Source organism: Nocardiopsis sp. NPDC055824 (assembly GCF_053616335.1).
In genome coordinates, this window is record NZ_JBSHDN010000006.1 from 1 (window position 1) to 16,397 (window position 16,397).

Consider the following 16,397-nt stretch of genomic DNA (forward strand, 5'->3'; position numbering starts at 1 on the left):
TCGCCCCGACCGGGCTCGGGGCGACGGACGGCGGCCCGGTCACCGGTCAGACCACGAAGAACGTGAACGCCCCGTACATCGAGATGCTCAGGGTGTACTCGTCGACCTCTCCGGTCGCCTCGTCCAGCGCCTGGCACGTGAACGGCGCGTCCGTGTCGGGCTCGCCTCGCACGAGGTCGGCCTCCATGTCGCAGAGCACGTACTCGGTGTCCGCCTGCACGCGCAGGGTGTCCTCGACCGTCTCGCGGATCAGCGGCCCGTCCACGAGCTGCGGCTGGTAGGAGACGAGGATGCCGGAGGACTCCACCGTGATCGCGTACTCGAACTCCTCCCCGAGGAAGTTCACCGTGCACGTGGCGGTCTCCCCCTCGGTGCCCGCGATCTCCGGGCACTCGGATGTGGCGTCCGGGTCCACGACCGACGCGAAAATAGAGACCTGTTCCAGGGCCTCCCAGGCGATGCGGTCGCCCAGCGGCGCGGAGCTGTCGGGCTCGGCGGGCAGGTCCTCCGCGGTCACCTCCGGCGCGGCGTCGGGGATCGGGCCCTGGTTGAAGTCGGCGGTGTCGATCTCCGGGGTCTCCTCCTCGGTCACCTCGGCGGCCTCCGGGGCCGCTTCCGGCTCGGGGGCGGCCCCGCCGCAAGCGGCGAGGACGAGGGTGGATCCGGCGGCGGCCACACCCAGGGTGATGCGGCGCGTGAGGGCAGGGTTCAGCATGTGTACCTCGGGGGTTCGGTGGAGGATCGGAGCCCCGCGTGGCGCAGGAGGCTCAGGTAAAGGGAGTGCTCAGACGCCGGATTTGTTGCACGCCGACGCCATATCGTGACCCGAGGCTCTCCCGCGACTCCTCGGGTGACGCCCGCTTCACAGCCGTTTCCGCGCCCCGCCTGACCTGACCGAATCTCCGGTGAGGCCGGTCGCCCGGCCCGCGCCCGGGCCCTCCCAGGCGCCCGGTTCGTCCGGCGTGCCCATCGCTCGGTCCAGGGGCACCGACAGCGGGATCGCCCCGTCCGCGGCCGTCCAGGCGTCGGTGGCGGCGTCGAGGCAGCAGATCACCGACGCCCCTCCGGCTCGGATGCTCTCCGGACCCTTCCCCCTTCAGGACGCCCCGCGGCCCCCGCCCCGGAGCGGGGACCCAGGCCGAAACGACGAGGGACCCCCAGGTCGGCGACCCGGGGATCCCTCGGGAGGCGGCTCGGGTCAGGCCACCGCGTTGATGCACCACACGATCCACGGCAGCGCCACGATGTCGATCAGCACCGCACCGGCCAGCGGGACGATCAGGAAGGCCTTCTCCGAACGGACCCCGAAACGCCGGTTGAAGGCGTCCATGTTCGCCATCGCGTTGGGGGTGCCGCCCAGGCCGTGGCCGACCATGCCGGCCGCCATCGTCGCGGCGTCGTAGCCCTTCCCCAGCAGGCGGAACACGACCAGCGCGACGAACAGCAGCAGGACGATCACCTGGACCGCGAGGAGCAGCACGAGCGGCAGGGCCAGCGCGTACAGGTCCCAGATCCGCAGGCCCATCATGGCCATGGTGAGGAACAGGCCGAGCGACAGCGACGACACCAGCGACAGGGCGCCCTGGTGCATGCGCAGCCCGAACCGGTCACCGACGTTGCGCGCGACGGCCGCCACCACCATGGCGCCCACGTACGCGGGCAGCACGAACCCGGTCGTCTCGCTGAACCACGTGCCCAGCGCGACCCCGGCCACCATCACCACGCCGATCAGCACGGCGGTGTTCACCAGCGGGCCGTAGCCCACCGGCTCCTCCTTCTCCTGCGCCTCGGCGGCGGCGGACGCGGCGGTGTCGGCGGCCGCGGGCACCTCCACCTTGTGGCGCCGCATCAGCCAGGAGGCCATCGGACCGCCCAGCAGACCGCCCGCGACCAGGCCGAAGGTGGCCGCGGCGATCGCGATCGCGGTGGCGCCGTCGGTGCCCAGGGCCTCGGCGGTGGGGCCGAACGCCGCCGCGGCGCCGTGGCCGCCCTCCAGGGCGACGGCGCCGGCCATCACGCCCAGCACCGGGTCGATGCCCAGGGCCGTGGCCATGCCGATGCCCACCACGTTCTGGAGGATCGCCAGGGTCCAGCACGCCAGCAGGTAGACGATCAGCAGCTTGCCGCCCTTGCGGAGCAGGCTGACGCTGGCGCCGAGGCCGATGGTGGTGAAGAAAGCGATCATCGCGGGCTCTTGCAGCGTGGTGTCCAGCTCCAGCTGGGCCACACCGGTCTCCCGCAGCGCCAGGACGGCCAGCGCGAACGCGAAACCGCCGATCACCGGGCCGGGGATGCTGAACCGCTGGAGGAAGCCGATGTGGCGCCGGGCGAACTCGCCCAGGAGCAGCAGGACGACGGCCAGGGTGGTGGTCTGGATCAGGTCCAGGGAGATGTTCACGAGTTCCGTCCTCTGGCCGCGCGCACGCGGTCCACCATGCGTGCGGCGACGCGCGCGGTCCGGCCGTCCACGTCCAGGGACGGGTTGAGCTCGGCCACGTCGAACAGGGCCAGCCGTCCCGAGGCGGCGACCTCCTCGACCACGGCCTGCACCACCTCGGTCGGAACGCCGAGCGGCGAGGGGGCGCTCACCCCGGGCGCCACCCATGCGGGCAGGGCGTCCAGGTCGAGCGTGAGGTAGACGTCGTCCACCGTGTCCAGGAAGGAACGGACGAAGGCCAGTACCCGCTCCAGGCGGGCGGCGGTGCACCGGTCGTCGGTGAGGTACTCGACGCCGAGCCGGTCGGCGCGGTCGAACAGCACGGGGGTGTTCCCGGCCTCGTTGATCCCGACGACGGCGTACCGGAAGTCGCGTCCCCGGGCCCGCTCGGCCTCGCAGATCTGGAGGAAGGGTGTTCCGGAGGTGGGCTCCGGCTCCTCGCGCAGGTCGAAGTGGGCGTCGATGTTGAGCACGCCCAGAGTGCGGGTCCGGTCCGAGCCCAGGCCCTCGTCCAGGCCCAGGTAGCTGGCGTAGGCGACCTCGTGGCCGCCACCGAGCACGACGGGGAAGTGCCCGGCCCTCATGGCCCCGGCCACCACCGAGCCCAGCGCGCGCTGGCCGGCCTCCAGGTCGCCGTCGTCCACGCGGACGTCCCCGGCGTCGTACAGCGCCTCGTCCCGGTGCAGGGCGAGCGGGGCGAGGGCGCGGCGCAGGGCGGCGGGTCCCTCGGCGGCGCCGGTGCGGCCCCTGTTCCTGCGCACGCCCTCGTCGGAGGCGAAGCCGACGATCGCGGTTCCGGCCCGGCCGGCGTCGTCGAGCGGGCGCACGGTGGTGTGCCAGCGCCGGTGTTCGGCGCCGGGGCCGTCGTCGCGCCCGGTCCAGACGGGGGGATCCACCCTGTTCAAATCGTTCCTCCACTCAGGTCACGCGCCGCCTCTTTGACGAGGCGGACGTAGTAGGGGCGCCGGCGCTCGGTCAGCGCCGCCGGGGCCATCACGGTGACGACCCCGTTCAGGGAGCCCGAGTCGCCGAGCACGGGGGCGCTCGCGCCCCACACGCCCTCGTCGAGGGCGCTCTCGCTGACCGCCACGCCCTGCTCCCGCACCAGGGGGTGCGCGGCCTCCAGGGCCCGCACCCGTTCGGCGGGGAGCCGGTAGGCGGCGTACACCTGCTGGCGCCGTGACTCGGGGAGGTGGGCCAGCAGCGCCTCGGCCGTGGCCCCGCGCAGCAGCGGCTGCACGGCTCCGCGGGTGTAGCAGCAGCGCAGCACCCGGGCCCCCTCGACGGCGTCCACGCACAGGGCCTCGGTGCCGACCGGCACCATGAAGGCCGCCAGTTCGCCGGACTCGTGCGAGAGCCGTTCCAGCCGTGGGCCGATGGCGGTGCGCTCCAGCGCGCCGTTGCGGTACTTCTCCGCGAACCGGACCGCCACGGGGCCGGCCCCGTAGGCGGTGCCGACACGCTGCACGAACCCGGTCGCGGACAGCCGGTCCAGCATCCGGTAGACGGTGCTGACCGGGATGCCGGTGGCCTCGGAGACCTCCGCGGCGGTGGCGTGTTCCGCTTCGGCGAAGACCATCAGCACGCCGAGCAGGCGGTCGGTGGTCCGCCCCGCGTTGCCGGACGTCGCGTCGGCTGACATGGCGCCCCCTCTCCCGGACCTGGCCAGCTCCGAGCGGCGCTCGGGACCGGCTCACTCTATGGATCGGACAAAAGGTATGAAAAGGGCAAATTCTCATCCGATGAGAAGGCTACGTTCCGATCCGCGCCCGGGAGTCCGACCGGTTCTGTGAGGCTGCACTCAGCCGTCACCCCTGGTGGGCACACGAAAAAGGCCCTGCTGAGCAGGGCCTTCGCCGGATGGTCGAGGGGACGTCGACCGCCCCCTCGGGAGGACCGGTCCTAGTACTCGGTGATCGACTCGGCGACGCCCTCGACGACCTGGACCTCGGCCATGACGGAGGTGCCGTTCGCCAGGGTGGCGTCGAACTCGTCGAAGTCGCAGATGACGTCGCCGGTGTCGGGGTCCTGGACGCCCCCGGCGCAGGCGTAGACACCGGCGTAGATCACGGTGTCCTCGGCCACGAAGAACGCCGTCCCGTCGATCATGTACTCACCCGGGGCGATGTACTCCAGCTCGCCCCGCACGACGGCGGAGCCCTCGGGGGCCTCGTCGGTCCCGGCGGCGCCCTCGCCGGGAGCCGCCCCGGGCGCCGGCTCGGCCTGGCGGTCGTTGTCGTACTCGGTGATCGAGAGGGCGTTCCCGGGCTCCTCCACCTCGGCCTCGGCGTACACGGGCGCCCCGCCCTGCACCGCGGCCTCGAGCGACTCCAGGTCGCAGTCCACGACGCCGAAGCCGTTCTCGTCGAGGCCGTCCTCGGCGGGGCAGGCGTTGAGGCCGCCCAGGATCTGCGTCTCCTCGGTGACGAAGAAGGCCTCGCCGTCGATGCTGAACTCGCCCGGGGCGATGAATTCCAGCAGGCCGCTCCGGGGCTCCGTCACCACCGCGGCCTCGTTGCCCTCACCCGCGTCCGAACCGGCGGCCACCGCGTCGATCACTTCCTCGGAGGAGCACGCTGCGGAGCCGAGGGCCACCACGCCGGAGGTCGCGAGGGCCAGGACGGTGGTACGGAAATTGCGGTTCATGCGATTCCTTTCTCCCCGAGGGAAGAGATATCTCATTGCGGGTGAGGGTTTTCGGGTATGGCTTTGGCAGGGATTTCGGGAATGGAGAACACGCGCGGTGGGGGAGGTGCGGTGTCTCGTGCAACCCGGGAAAAATGCGCTCCGATGGGCGCTTCCCCGCCGGTCGAGCTCGTCGAGAGGTGCCGTGGCCTCTAGCTATGCCTCATCGACGTCGGGATCGGATGTGTCGGGCTCGTTCCGTCATCGACGCGTGTCCGAGTTTGTGCATTTCGGTCGCCCGGCAACGCGGATCGCCCTTTCTCCTGTGCTCGGCGGGACGCTCCCAGCGCCGCTCCTCTTGTGTCCGTGGTTTCTTTCTGTGCCTTCTGATGTCAGAGGGGCCGGAGGAGTTCTCCCGAATGGCGAAGATTTTTCGGCACCGGGCCGAGACGACGACTCCCCAGGACGAAGAGCCTGGTCAGGACGGTACGACGGGCCCGGTCGGGGAGGGTCGGTGGGTGCGGTGTCCCCCGGTTTCGGAGCCGAGCCCCGATTGCCCATCCCGCCCGACCTCCTCACCCGGCACGGACTCGGGCTGCGTGCTTCGCGAGGGCGCGTGCACCGGACTGCCACCGCGACCGCGGACCTTCTCGGCAACGGCGCCCTCGACGGTGCCGTGAGGAGCGGCCACCGCGCCGCGGCGGAGGCCCTGCGCAGGGTCCGAGGCGGGGGTGTTCCGTCCGGGCGGCGCCAACGGTGCACCGCGCCGCCATCCACTCCGCGTACGCGATGGGCAGGGCAACCGGCCACTCTCGAACGCCACACGCCGCGAACGCGTTCGGCCCCGGCTGCGCACGGACCGGCGCCGTCGCCCCGGGCCATTCCTGCAAGCGGTCGACCGACGGCATTCGGCGACATCCGACACCTGATACCGGTTTTTCCCGTGGCACCGAGAATGCAGTAGCGGATATCGGCTGACAGAACGCCCGACCGGACGCAACCGGCCGACCGCCGGACTCCGCGACCCTGCCCACCGACCTCGGCAACCACCATGCCCGCGATTTCTGCTACAGCACCAGGCAGAAGTGACGACACTCACGCCAACGAATATTTCGCTGTTTCGCGGTGTTACGCTCCTTGCTTCTACCGTGAAACGGAAAGGGTAGATTTCGAGTGCCCCCACGCAATGCCACCCCATCGCCGAATGGCGACCATGCCGCGCAGACCGCAGCCGTGGCCGAGGAACAGCTCGTCCTCGACGAGGCCTTCACGCGCCGCGACGAGATACTCCAGTACCTCGACGCCGAGATCGCGGTCCCGGCGGGCGACACGACCGGGCACGCCCGGCTGCGCATGATGGCCGACCGCCGCGAGGAGCTGCGGCGCGCGGACCGGGGTCTGATCTTCGGCCGGCTCGACGCGCTCGACCGGACGGTCCTGCGCGTGGGGCGCGTCGGTGTGCCCAGCGCGGGGGACGACAGCGATCCCCTGGTCATCGACTGGCGCGCACCGGCCGCGAGGCCCTTCTACACCGCGACGCCGGTCGACCCCCAGGGGCAGGGCCGACGCCGCCACATCCGTGTCGACGGGCGGGAGGTGACCGGCGTCGACGACGAGCCGCTCGACGGGTCGGGGGCGGGTGAACTGGTCGGCGAGGGCGCCCTGCTCGCGGCCCTCGGAGAGCGGCGCACCGGCCGCATGGGTACCGCGGCGGCCACCCTGCAGCGCGAGCAGGACGAGGTGGTCCGCGCCGACTCCCGGGGGCCGCTGGTCGTGCAGGGCGGCCCGGGCACCGGCAAGACCGTGGTGGCACTGCACCGGGTGGCGTACCTGCTCTTCACCTATCCGCAACTCGCCGCGCAGGGCGTCCTGGTCCTGGGCCCGTCCCTGCGCTTCCTGGAGTACATCACCCAGGTGCTGCCGGCCCTCGGGGAGACCGCCATCGTGTCGGCGACCTGCGACACCCTCGTCCCGGGGGTCGGCGTGGAGCGTGCGGAGTCGCGCGAGATCGCGGAGATCAAGGGCAGGGGGCTCTGGCAGCAGGCGCTCTCCCGGTACTCGGCCTCGCTCGTCCCGCGGCCCGTCGACCTCGAACTGGTGTGGGAGGGGGAACGGTACACGATCGGTGAACACAGGGTCGCCCGGGCTCTCGCGTCGGCGACGGCCGGGCACTCCTACCACGCAGCGCGCGCCCTCTTCGGCCAACAGGTCCACCATCTGCTGACCGACGCGATAGCCGAGCGCAGCGAAGAGCTACTGGCGCAGATGGAAGAGGGCTTCGAGGACCTGCTCGCCCGGTTCGACGCCGGGATCACGCGCTCGGACAACCGCGCCGCGAGCAACGGCACCACCGGAACGGATGTCGACGGAGAGCTCACCGAGGAGGACCTGGAGCGACTGCACGACCGGATCGCCGCCGACTCCGGCGTGGCCGCCACGCTGGAGGGGTGGTGGCCGACCCGCGACACGACGACGGAACTGCGTCGGTTGCTCGGTGACGCGGAACTGCTGCGCCGGTGGGCGCCGGAGCTCACCGACGCCGAAAGGGAGATGGTCGTCGGTGAACCGCAGGAGTGGGCAAGCAGTGACATCCCCCTGTTCGACGCCCTGGACGATCTTCTGGGTGATGTGCAACCGAACGAGGAGCAGGGGGAGTTCCTGACCGACCGGGCCGCGGCACAGCGGGACTGGGTGTACGGGCACGTCGTCGTGGACGAAGCACAGGAACTCTCCGAGATGCAGTGGCACATGGTCATGCGCCGCTGCCCTTCCCGTTCGATCACCGCTGTCGGCGACATCGATCAGGCCGAGGCGCCGCACCGGCACACGACCTGGGAGGACGCGGTGGGCGCGGCCTTCGGCGCAAGATGGGCGCAAGCCCGGTTGACCATCTGCTACCGCACCCCGCTGGAGGTCATGGCCCTCACCGGGCCGGTACTCCAGAACGCGGGCAGCCGGAACGAACCCCCTCGCGCCGTGCGCGCCTCGGGCGTCGAGCCCTGGGAACGCACGGTGGACGAGGACGGCCTCGCGGCCGAGGCGGTCCGCATCATCGGGGAACTCTCGGAACGGTGGGCAGGGGGCATGGTCGGTGTCATCGCTCCCCGCGAACGCCTGCGGGCCCTGCGCGCGGCACTGCCCGACGTGCCGGTCCTCTCCGCCACCGAGGCCAAGGGGCTGGAATGGGACGCCACCCTGCTCATCGACGCCCCCGGCATCACCGCCGAACCCCGTGGCTGGAACGGACTGTACGTCGCACTGACACGGTGCACCCAGGAGTTGGGACAACTGCTGGTGACACACGGGGCGGAGGCGCCGAGGTGATCTCGACGGCACCGGGAAGGCGACCCTGACCCCTTTCCGGAACACGGCCCCTGGCTCAGGTGCCGCTGAGACGGTCTCCGCGCCCCGGATCTGCGGCCCCTCGCGCAGGTCCGCCGCTGCCCCACCGGTGGAGGGGCAGCGGACCTGCCTCTCCCCGCCGGAACGGACCTCGTATAGAGCGTTCGGTCCGGGTGACGTTGTGTGCACCGTCGTGCCGAGCTTCGTCAGGACCTCACGGAGGAACGGTTCGGGCTCACCACAGCCCTCGGGAGCGGGCCCGCCGTGCTCGGTGCTCCCACCTTCGACCATGCGCCGGAGAAACGCTGCGCCCGGCCCCTGCCTGTCCGCGCGCACTGCTAGACATGTCGCACACCCCTGGCCCGCAAGGAAGAAACACCATGATCCGCGAACACCTCACCGAGTACGCCGGCCTCCCCGTGGTCGAGTTCCTCGACCGGGAAGCGGAGGCGCACTACCTCCGGGAGGCCGCCTACAGCGCGCGCAGGAACCACGTGGAGGCCCCGACCTCGACCCCGCACCGGGAGAGGATGGACAAGGCCGAGCTCGCCCCGGACTCGGTGGCGTGGCGGCTCCGCCTCTCCAGCTACACCGAGGAGCTCGTCCCCTACCTGGCCAGGTTCGTCGAGGAGGTGGACACCTCCCGGGTGGTCGCGCTGGTGATCGGCGACTGGGGGTTCGAGGAGGGCAGCGACATCTCCTCCCGTGAGCTCCGGGACGCCCTGATCGCCCACGCCCCGGCCCTGCCCGCACTGCGCTCGCTCTTCCTCGGCGACATCACGTTCGAGGAGAACGAGATCTCCTGGATCCAGCACTGCGACATGGCTCCGCTGCTGGCCGCCTACCCGCGTCTGGAGGAGTTCACCGTCCGCGGGGTGGGGGAGACCTACGCGGGGGCCGAAAGGCTCTCCCTGCACGTGCCCGAACACGGCGCGCTGCGCTCGCTCACCCTCCAGAGCGGCGGCCTGCCCGCCGAGGTGGTGCGCCAGGTCCTGACCTCGGGGCTGCCCGCGCTGCAGCGCCTGGAACTGTGGCTGGGCGTGGAGGACTACGGCGGCGACGCCACCCCCGACGACCTGGCGCCCCTGCTGTCCGGGGAGGCCCTGCCCGGGCTCGGACACCTGGGCCTGCGCAACTCCAGCCGCACCGGGGAGTGGATGCGGGCCCTGGCCCAGGCTCCGATCACGGCCCGCCTGTCCTCGCTCGACCTGTCCCTGGGCACCCTGTGCGAGGACGACGTCGAGGACCTGCTCGCCGCCGTGCCGGCGCTCTCCCACCTGGAGCGCCTGGACCTGCACCACCACTACCTGGGTGAGGAGGCCGCCGAGCGGGTGCGGGCGGCCTTCGCACAGGCGGGGGTGGAGGTCGACGTCTCCGACCGGCAGGAGGCCCGTCAGAAGGACGACTACTACCCGGCTGTCGGCGAGTGAGCACGCCCCGGCTCCGGACCGGCTGAGTTCCTGCCGCTGGCCTCTGCTCCCACCCCTGCTGCATCCGCCGCCACGACGGGGAGGGCACACCGGCGTTCAGGAACAGGGGTGAGCCTGCCGGACTCGGGGATCGGCCGCCGTTGTCGACAGTGCCCCCACCCGGGTCACGGTCGCCACGGCGGTCGGCCCTCGCGTCCCCACGGTGTTGACGCTGCCGACCGGGCATGGACCAGGACCCGGCCCCTGGGCGTGAGCCGTTCCTGAGGGATGCGGAACACCACCGGCCGGAAGAAAGCCGGTACACCGACTGGCGCCACCTGGCAGGCTCACACGGAGAGGACTCCGTGGTCCTACACAGAGGAGCGCGGACGTTGACCGGATGCCGTCTCTTTCGCGATAGTTCCGGACATGACCGATGACCAACTCTCCGAGGTGATCGACCTCGTCGGGATTCGCGGACATGTGACCGGCGGCTTCGCGGTACAGGGCCCCTGGGTGTCGCGCGCCTCGGTCGATGAAGCGATGAAGCTCATCGTGATGGTGCACGGCCGGTCCCGGCTCACCGCCGACGGCGGCGAGCCGATCGCGCTCGGACCGGGCGACGTCGCCATCCTGAACGACCGGTCGTGGCTGGAGGTCGAGGGCGGCGCCGGCGACGGGCCGCGCCGTGAGGTCGTACCTGATCCGGACACCCTCCGCCTGCGCACCGCCGACGCCGACCACGACGACGTCGTCATCGGCATCCGGGTCGACCTCAACCGTGTCGGTCGCGAGCTCCTGCTCCAGACCCTCCCTCCGGTGGGGCACGTCCGGGCCGCGGACACCCAGGCCCTGCGGTTGCGCGGCGCCCTCGACCTGCTGCTCGCCGAGGTGGTGGGAGGCCGGCCGGGGGCGGAGTTCGCGATCCGGCAACACGGCCAGCTCCTGGTGCTCGAAGTCCTGCGCGCCTACCTCGGCCGACTCGAACTGCCCCCGGGGTGGCTGCGGGCGCTGGCCGATGAGCAGCTGCGTCCCGCGCTCGGGCTCATGCACAGCGCACCCGGTAAACCCTGGCGCCTGGAGGAGCTGGCGCGTGCCGCCGCGATGTCGCGAACCTCGTTCACGGACCGCTTCCGCTCCCTGGCGGGCATACCGCCGCTGACCTACCTCTCCCGCTGGCGGATGCTCCTGGCGCAGCGCGCCCTGCGCGATAGCGACGTGCGCGTAGGTTCGCTGGCGTCCGAACTGGGCTACGCATCGGAGGGCGCGTTCAGCAGCGCGTTCAGGCGGCAGGTGGGCGAGTCACCGCTGCACTACCGCTCCCGGGTGCGCGACGCACCCTCCGCCGGCCCGGAAGCTCCGTGATCGGACCCGGACAGGCCGCTCGGGACGATCGGGCAGAAAATACGGACTCGGAGGCATGGAGGGCCCGACCGGCTCCCGTGAGGATGGGCCCATGCCACAGAACGAACACCTCACCACCTCCCGCGCCACGGTTTCCGGAACCGCGACGACGGCGCTGATCACCGGTGCCGCACGCGGGATCGGCCTGGAGGTCGCCCGACAACTGGCCCTGACCGGGGTTCGTGTGCTGATCACCGCACGGGACTCCCGCCAGGCGGCCGAGGCGGCGAGCCCCATCGAGGGGGTCGAACCACTCCCGGTCGATCTCGACGTCACCGACCCCACGGCGGTCGAAGCCGCGGTGGAAGCGCTCATCGCACGCGCCGGGCGACTCGACATTCTGATCAACAACGCCGCAGCTTCCCCCGACCGGACCGACACCGCCACCGGGGCTGACCTGGGGGCCGCCGCCGATGTCCTACAAGTGAACCTGTTCGGCGCATGGCGCATGACCCAGGCCCTCCTCCCGCTGCTGCGCGCCTCGGACCACCCGCGCATCGTCAACGTGGGCTCCGGCGCCGGGTCCCATGCCGATGAGCGGTTCGGTCTTTCCCTGATGGGCGGATCGGCGGCGACCCACGCCGTCAGCAAGGCAGCACTGAACGCCTTCACAGCGGTGCTGGCCGCCGAACTGGCCGACACCCCGGTCATCGTCAACGTGGTCTGCCCCGGTGTCACCGCGACCGCACCCGGTGCTGAGCACCTGGGCGCACGCCCGGTCGAGGCCAGCGCTCCCGGTGTCGTATGGGCCGCGACCCTGCCCGACGACGGCCCGCGCGGCGGGTTCTTCCGCGATTTCCACCCTCTCTGCTGGTAGTTCGTGCCCGGACGCTTTCGCCTCCGGGGACGTTCTCGAGCACCGGCAGCCCGCAGCGGGTGTTCCGGAGCGGACACGGCTCCGGTCGTGGGCCGGGAGCGCTCCGTGTGTCTACGCCGCGTTGCCGGGTGCCTCCCCGGCGGCGTCGTCGTAGGCGTCGCGGAACGCCTTCGAACGGCGGCGCTGGCGTGGCACCAGGAAGAGGACCGAGACGGAGAGTCCGCTCAGGAGGATGGCCAGTCCCAGGAGGACGAAGACAAAGGGCGAGACTCCCTCCGCCAGGAGGCGGCTGATGCCCAGGAAGGCGTTGAAAAAGGCCACCATCCCTATCAGGGCGAAGGAAGGGGCCGTCGACGTGCTGCTCAGTTCCTTCGCGACGACGATCCGTCCCAGCCGGTTGGTCTCCGGGTCCGCGCCGAGCCTGCCTTGCCGGACGAGCCGCCAGGCCTCCGCGAGCTTGGCGGGGTCGGTGTCCGCGGGGAAGCGAGCGAACCCGGGATCGTGGCGGGCGCGCTCCGTCACTCTGGCGGGCGACGAGAACACGATGATCAGTGCCATGGGGATCGTGAACACCGCCAGCAGGATCACGGCGATGAGGAGACTCAGCTGCCACGGGCGGCCGGCGGTCACGAACGCGATGATCCCGCTTGCACCCATGAGGAGGAACAGGAGGCCCGAGAAGCGGAGGGTGTACGCGCGGGGGTGGTTGTCGCGGTAGATCTGCATTCGGGCTCCCCAGAGGAAGCGCTGGGGGCGGGGGTCTCCCTGGGGGGTCATGCCCGCAATGTATCGGTACGCGGTGCCAACGGCCGACGATGACCGTACACGCGGAGGTGCCCGGGGGAGGCCCCGGTTGGGTCGGCGGGCCCCTTGCCGGCTGCGGCTAATTCCTCGGGATCGTGCCCAGGAGGGCCGCCCATGAGGGGGCGTCGAACTCGATGTGCCCGAGTCTGCGGTTCTGGGTGTCGCGCACGGCCGTCTTCCCGAACAGACATGCCACTTCGACGCACTGGGGGCCATCGGGGTTGCTGTAGCTGGACTTGCGCCATTCCGCCGCGCTGTCGTTCACGGGAGCCTCGATTCCGGGTCGCTCGTCATCAGATCAGGCCTTCCAGGAAAGTGGCTGTGTCCTGAACGGACAGCGCGCTTTCCCGGGTGCGGCTGAACACCAGACTATGGCGGGTGATCTCGGCCTCTGACTCCAGGTAGAAGCCGTCCCCGCGCGCTTCGAGGAAGACCACGCTGTCAGCGCTGTTGCCGTTGCTGAAGCCCAGGATGGTGAACGGTAGCCCTGCTGCTGCGTGTGCTCCGGAGGAGAACGGGAGCACCTGAATCTCGACGTTCGGGCGTTGGCCGATGTCCAGTAGGTGGTGGATCTGCTCACTCATCACCGCTCCTCCTCCGATCTGGCGTCGGACGGCAGCCTCGTCCATCACGACGGTGAGTCGTGGAGGTTGTTCGCGTTCGAGGAGGGTGCGCTGCCGTTCGAGCCTGCTCTGTAGCCTCTGCTCGGCTTGGTTGCCCGTGCTCCCGACAGCGGCCTCCAGCAGTGCGGAGATGTAGGCCGGGGTCTGCAGCAGTCCCGGGATCAGACCGATGTTGAACTCCTGGATCACCGTGGCCTCCGCCTCCAGACCGACGAAGGCTCCGGGGAGGACGTCCTCGTATTGGAGCCACCACGGTTTCTGGGCGCGCGAGTCCCGGGCGATCTGGATGAGTTCCTGGGCTACGTCGACGGGTGCGCTGTAGAGCTGGCACAGGGCCATGATGTCGCCGGCCTTCACCCGCTGGAAGTTGCCAGCTTCAAGCCGCTGGATCTTGGCCCTGCTCCAACCCAGGGCCCTCCAGACCTCGTCCTGTGTCAGATCGGCGGTGGTGCGCAGCCTCCTGAGCTGGATGGCCAGGTATCGCCGTCGGACGGGCAAGCCGGTTGCCATGAAGCCCCCTCTGTTGTGACCACTGCCAGCGGGTCACAGTCTTCCAGGTCCAAAACGAACAAATGCGACTTTGATGCTTATATTATATGAGGCCCTTGAGAAATGAGGCCGCCTCACTTATTTTTAGAGCATCAGGATCCTCGAGGTCGTCAGGGGTTCCGTGGTTGGTGCTTGTCTCCCGGGGGTGGAGGGTCGGTGGGGGCGGGGCTTCGGGGTGTTCTGGGGCATGCATGCGAGGGGTGCTCTGAAATCCGACAGATCCACCAAAGCTGAAATAGTTGCATCTATTTCGCAAATTGTGCTTGTGATGTGAAAAGAGGCCTTTCGAGAACCTTGGTCGAGGCGACAGAAAAGAAGATGCCCCACTCAAGTGCTTAGGACCACTCGAGCGGGGCGTGATCACCACCTGAGAACGCAGGAGGAGACCGTGGAACACCCTAATGGACGACACCGCAGGCCCCGCCACAGCGCGGCCGGTCGGATGTGGGTCATCGCCGCCGCGCTGATCGCCATGGCGTTGACCTACGTCCTTGTCCCCCGGAAAGCGTCGAAGGCGCGGTCCGCGATCGCGCAGACGCCACACCGCCCCGCGCTGTCGGCGGGGCTGCCTCGACGCGTACCGCGGGAGGGCACGCTGGAACTGCCGGGACTCCCGGGGAAGCGGGCGCAGATGAGCTCAGCCGTGCTGAACTCCCAGCGTTGGGGGAGCGGCTACCACCAGGAACACTCCGGGAGCCTGCCTGCTGGCGACTGCCTCTGGCCGGATCCGGACGAGATCGCGGGCACTCTCGTACGCCCTTACCTGCCGTCGATCGCGGAGCAGAGCGTGCCGAGGATTCCCCGGCCCCGAGTCCCCGTAGGCGATCCTCTTGTCGAGCCCTGTGGCAGGGGAGGGGCGGACGATCCGGAGGGCCTCAGCGAGCTCGCTGCAGTGGTCCGGGTCTACCTCGACAAGGTCGGGGGAGCGTCATGATGAATCCGCTTCCCTCGCCGTGCTCGACCTCGGCTCCGGAACTGTCTCCACCCAGGAGGGCGTCCACCTGGTGGGAGCACCGCTCCTACCCTTCGGAACTCGCCTCCGCCGGCGAGGTCCGTGCGCACCTGCGGACCGATCTGCAGGGCTTCGCATGCGACCTGGTCGACAGTGTCGTCCTGTGCGCGGCCGAGTTGGTCGCCAACGCGGTCAAGTACGCGCCCGGCGGCGACAGCGTTCTCCGGGCCCTGGCACTCGTGAACGAGCGCACCCTGTGGTTGGCGATCGTCGACGGAGGCGGCGGAGCGAGCGTTCCCCGCATCCCGATCGGGCGCAGCGATGCGGAGTGGGACTGGGCCGAGGGGCAGCGCGGCCTGATGCTCGTGGACGCCCTCGCGGAGCGTTGGGGCCATTACCGTGTGGGTCCGGGACGGCAGAGCATGGGTCTGGGTGTCTGGGCCTCCTTCTCGGTGGCATCCGAGCAGGTCCCACTTGGGTTGCCGAGGTTCCGCCTCACGGATTGACCGGGTGGTGATCACGGTGGGCGGCGTCCGATCCGGACGTCGCCCACCGTCGTGCGCAGACGTCGTTCCGACGGCGTTCCGCCTGATGGGGCAGTGTTTTCGCAGGTAGCCGACTTGGACATCGGGGGTCGGTGAGCTTGCCGACAGTTTTCGGCTCTGCCATCCAACGAGAACGACTTGTGCGGAGGGTAACCGAGGGACTACGTTCTCCTTGATCACTAAGAGTGATCATCATGACACTCCAAGGAGTCTTTTGTGGTGCGTCGCTTCTCCCTGCCCGCCTTGGGGTTGGTGCTGGTCACGGGATGCTCCGTCGGAGTAGACGAAAGCCCCGAACCGGTCGTCCGGTCGTCCGTGGCACCTGCGGAATCGGAAGGTCCGGAAGGCACTCCCGAGGAAGAGGCCGTGGCGGTCTACCTGGATTTCTGGGACGCCATCGTTCTGGCCTCGGCCGAGATGGACCCGGAGCACCCGGCTCTGGAGGAACACGCGGTCGGACAAGCTTTGGACCTTTCCCAGGAAGGTGTCCAGGGAGTCAAGGATGCCGGTCTTGGCATGGAAGGTGAGCCGGTGCTGCGACCTGAGGTGATCTCCGCTGAGCCGGCGGCTAACCCGAGGTCGGTCGTGATCAGGGACTGCAAAGGTGCGGGGGACTGGAAGGTCGTGGGTGAGGCCGAACCCCGCACGGATAACGTCCGTGTGGACGCTCGTGTGAACCAGGACGTCTTCGAGTGGTGGGTCGTGGAGATGCAGATCTGGGGACCCGGGACGTGTTGAGCTCTATGGGCACTCTCGTGCTTGGTTTGACGGCACCACTGCTCGCGGGCGTGATGCCGGCAGCGCCGCTGCCTCAAGGGCCGGATTTCGAGGGTCGAGTCTCTTGTCAGGGAGACGAGTGCAACGCCTTCGCCGAGTCCACCCAACGTGGT

General features: G+C 70.1%; 14 protein-coding genes. 6 read left to right on the plus strand and 8 right to left on the minus strand.

Annotated elements, in window-relative coordinates:
• Positions 1–46: 46 nt before the first annotated feature.
• The 5 genes from ACWGL3_RS02980 to ACWGL3_RS03000 all read right to left on the minus strand — a co-directional run bounded on the left by ACWGL3_RS02980 (position 47) and on the right by ACWGL3_RS03000 (position 5,083).
• Positions 47–715, minus strand: coding sequence for a hypothetical protein (locus ACWGL3_RS02980; RefSeq protein WP_267945023.1), 669 nt, complete (start codon positions 713–715; stop codon positions 47–49).
• Positions 716–1,198: 483 nt separating this feature from the next.
• On the minus strand, positions 1,199–2,398 hold the full coding sequence (gltS, locus tag ACWGL3_RS02985; protein ID WP_267945021.1) for a sodium/glutamate symporter: 1,200 nt from the start codon (positions 2,396–2,398) through the stop codon (positions 1,199–1,201).
• The gene (hutG, locus tag ACWGL3_RS02990; RefSeq protein WP_267950418.1) at positions 2,395–3,333 is read right to left on the minus strand and encodes a formimidoylglutamase; all 939 of its coding nucleotides are present in this window, start codon (positions 3,331–3,333) and stop codon (positions 2,395–2,397) included. The genes gltS and hutG overlap by 4 nt, the downstream gene beginning before the upstream one ends.
• 5 nt (positions 3,334–3,338) lie before the next feature.
• The gene (locus ACWGL3_RS02995; protein WP_267945020.1) at positions 3,339–4,079 is read right to left on the minus strand and encodes an IclR family transcriptional regulator; all 741 of its coding nucleotides are present in this window, start codon (positions 4,077–4,079) and stop codon (positions 3,339–3,341) included.
• 260 nt (positions 4,080–4,339) lie between these two features.
• Positions 4,340–5,083, minus strand: a complete 744-nt coding sequence (locus ACWGL3_RS03000; RefSeq protein ID WP_267945019.1) for a hypothetical protein — start codon at positions 5,081–5,083, stop codon at positions 4,340–4,342.
• 1,212 nt (positions 5,084–6,295) lie between these two features.
• Here ACWGL3_RS03000 and ACWGL3_RS03005 point away from each other — a divergent pair.
• The 4 genes from ACWGL3_RS03005 to ACWGL3_RS03020 all read left to right on the plus strand — a co-directional run bounded on the left by ACWGL3_RS03005 (position 6,296) and on the right by ACWGL3_RS03020 (position 12,034).
• On the plus strand, positions 6,296–8,386 hold the full coding sequence (locus ACWGL3_RS03005; protein WP_452460727.1) for a HelD family protein: 2,091 nt from the start codon (positions 6,296–6,298) through the stop codon (positions 8,384–8,386).
• A 398-nt stretch (positions 8,387–8,784) separates the two neighbouring features.
• Positions 8,785–9,834, plus strand: coding sequence for an STM4015 family protein (locus tag ACWGL3_RS03010; protein WP_267945017.1), 1,050 nt, complete (start codon positions 8,785–8,787; stop codon positions 9,832–9,834).
• Between the two features lie 408 nt (positions 9,835–10,242).
• Positions 10,243–11,178 (plus strand): AraC family transcriptional regulator, encoded by a 936-nt coding sequence (locus ACWGL3_RS03015; RefSeq protein ID WP_267945016.1) that lies wholly within the window; start codon positions 10,243–10,245, stop codon positions 11,176–11,178.
• A gap of 91 nt (positions 11,179–11,269) precedes the next feature.
• Complete coding sequence (locus ACWGL3_RS03020) at positions 11,270–12,034, plus strand: SDR family NAD(P)-dependent oxidoreductase (protein WP_267945015.1); 765 nt, start codon at positions 11,270–11,272, stop codon at positions 12,032–12,034.
• Between the two features lie 111 nt (positions 12,035–12,145).
• On the opposite strand, the gene ACWGL3_RS03025 is transcribed toward ACWGL3_RS03020, so the two are convergent.
• The 3 genes from ACWGL3_RS03025 to ACWGL3_RS03035 all read right to left on the minus strand — a co-directional run bounded on the left by ACWGL3_RS03025 (position 12,146) and on the right by ACWGL3_RS03035 (position 13,971).
• A complete protein-coding gene (locus ACWGL3_RS03025) occupies positions 12,146–12,811 on the minus strand; it encodes a hypothetical protein (RefSeq protein WP_452460728.1) in 666 nt (221 codons plus the stop codon).
• A 106-nt stretch (positions 12,812–12,917) separates the two neighbouring features.
• On the minus strand, positions 12,918–13,103 hold the full coding sequence (locus ACWGL3_RS03030) for a DUF397 domain-containing protein (protein WP_452460729.1): 186 nt from the start codon (positions 13,101–13,103) through the stop codon (positions 12,918–12,920).
• Between the two features lie 28 nt (positions 13,104–13,131).
• Positions 13,132–13,971: a helix-turn-helix domain-containing protein gene (locus ACWGL3_RS03035; protein WP_452460730.1), complete on the minus strand. Its 840-nt coding sequence runs from the start codon at positions 13,969–13,971 to the stop codon at positions 13,132–13,134.
• A 969-nt stretch (positions 13,972–14,940) separates the two neighbouring features.
• Here ACWGL3_RS03035 and ACWGL3_RS03040 point away from each other — a divergent pair.
• Both ACWGL3_RS03040 and ACWGL3_RS03045 read left to right on the plus strand, forming a co-directional pair.
• The gene (locus ACWGL3_RS03040) at positions 14,941–15,468 is read left to right on the plus strand and encodes an ATP-binding protein (RefSeq protein ID WP_452460731.1); all 528 of its coding nucleotides are present in this window, start codon (positions 14,941–14,943) and stop codon (positions 15,466–15,468) included.
• A 405-nt stretch (positions 15,469–15,873) separates the two neighbouring features.
• Positions 15,874–16,245, plus strand: a complete 372-nt coding sequence (locus ACWGL3_RS03045) for a hypothetical protein (RefSeq protein WP_452460732.1) — start codon at positions 15,874–15,876, stop codon at positions 16,243–16,245.
• Positions 16,246–16,397 lie beyond the last annotated feature (152 nt).

What these genes read in the sequence shown, in the direction of transcription:
- ACWGL3_RS02980 (WP_267945023.1), bottom strand. Translation starts at nt 715, where the DNA reads ATGCTGAACCCTGCCCTCACGCGCCGCATCACCCTGGGTGTGGCCGCC.
- ACWGL3_RS02995 (WP_267945020.1), bottom strand. Translation starts at nt 4,079, where the DNA reads ATGTCAGCCGACGCGACGTCCGGCAACGCGGGGCGGACCACCGACCGC.
- ACWGL3_RS03000 (WP_267945019.1), bottom strand. Translation starts at nt 5,083, where the DNA reads ATGAACCGCAATTTCCGTACCACCGTCCTGGCCCTCGCGACCTCCGGC.
- ACWGL3_RS03010 (WP_267945017.1), top strand. Translation starts at nt 8,785, where the DNA reads ATGATCCGCGAACACCTCACCGAGTACGCCGGCCTCCCCGTGGTCGAG.
- ACWGL3_RS03015 (WP_267945016.1), top strand. Translation starts at nt 10,243, where the DNA reads ATGACCGATGACCAACTCTCCGAGGTGATCGACCTCGTCGGGATTCGC.
- ACWGL3_RS03020 (WP_267945015.1), top strand. Translation starts at nt 11,270, where the DNA reads ATGCCACAGAACGAACACCTCACCACCTCCCGCGCCACGGTTTCCGGA.
- ACWGL3_RS03025 (WP_452460728.1), bottom strand. Translation starts at nt 12,811, where the DNA reads ATGACCCCCCAGGGAGACCCCCGCCCCCAGCGCTTCCTCTGGGGAGCC.
- ACWGL3_RS03035 (WP_452460730.1), bottom strand. Translation starts at nt 13,971, where the DNA reads ATGGCAACCGGCTTGCCCGTCCGACGGCGATACCTGGCCATCCAGCTC.
- ACWGL3_RS03040 (WP_452460731.1), top strand. Translation starts at nt 14,941, where the DNA reads ATGATGAATCCGCTTCCCTCGCCGTGCTCGACCTCGGCTCCGGAACTG.